This is a genomic window from Pseudomonas sp. HMSC076A11 (assembly GCF_001810205.1).
In the GTDB taxonomy this organism is placed as follows: Bacteria; Pseudomonadota; Gammaproteobacteria; order Pseudomonadales; family Pseudomonadaceae; genus Pseudomonas; species Pseudomonas aeruginosa.
On sequence record NZ_KV800294.1, the window covers coordinates 1 to 789 of the forward strand.

Below are 789 nucleotides of genomic sequence, written 5' to 3' on the forward strand. Positions count from 1 at the left end.
AGAGCGGCGTGGGCAAGGGCGGCCGAGATTAGAGCAGGGAAAATAAATCTGTCCCCTTTTTTCAAACTTTATGATTTATGATTCTGCGGCAACGGCTGCAAGCCGCGCTCCGAGCTTGGTACTTCCAAAATGATTGCATATGACTTGTACGGAACAAAAAATCTCAGCCTTTTTCTGGCAAGAGAGCATATAGATAAAATTTTTGGAGTGTCTCTTGATGAAAGAAATAGTTCTTATCAAGGAGGGGATTACTACATGCTTGGTAGTAATGATTCGGAGAATTTTATTCTGAAAGCCAATCTTGACCCTCTTGATGATGAACCAGTAGAGTTAAATTTTCCTGACTACCCTATTTTGCTCTATATAAACGCCACGACACGTTCATCTGCTATAGAAGGGGTAATCAAGAAGGGTGCATGCTTTAAGCTGCTCAGGCATGAAATGTTCTAGGAATGAAAGAATAAAGGGGACAGATTTGAATGGCACTTACTTAACCCTTTTCGGGTGACCGTGTTTCTTGATCGCTGCCCGAGCAGATTGACGTGTACAGGTCAGTAATGGGTAGGGCTTTGGCCTTCGCTTGAGGGCTCTGGGTTCAACTCGCCCGGAGCGATTGCCGACACGCTGTTGCGCGACCAGAACCAGCAGGCCTCGAAGAGTCGTACCTCCGTCAGGATCATCGTCGACTTGCCGCCACGCCAGCCATAGCTGGAGGCTGTGCTTGCAGCATAAAGGGGACCATAAAGGGGACGGACCATAAAGGGGACAGATTTATTTTCCCTACTCTAA

The 789-nt window shown here is 46.9% G+C and carries 1 protein-coding gene and 1 pseudogene; one reads left to right on the plus strand and one right to left on the minus strand.

Going from position 1 to position 789, the window contains the following annotated elements; all coding sequences use genetic code 11:
• The first annotated feature begins 129 nt into the window (after positions 1–129).
• Positions 130–450, plus strand: a complete 321-nt coding sequence (locus HMPREF2716_RS29400) for a hypothetical protein (protein ID WP_071535236.1) — start codon at positions 130–132, stop codon at positions 448–450.
• Between the two features lie 36 nt (positions 451–486).
• Here HMPREF2716_RS29400 and HMPREF2716_RS29820 read toward each other — a convergent pair.
• Positions 487–732 (minus strand): annotated as a pseudogene (locus tag HMPREF2716_RS29820) (IS4 family transposase); the annotation flags it as partial.
• Positions 733–789: the final 57 nt, after the last annotated feature.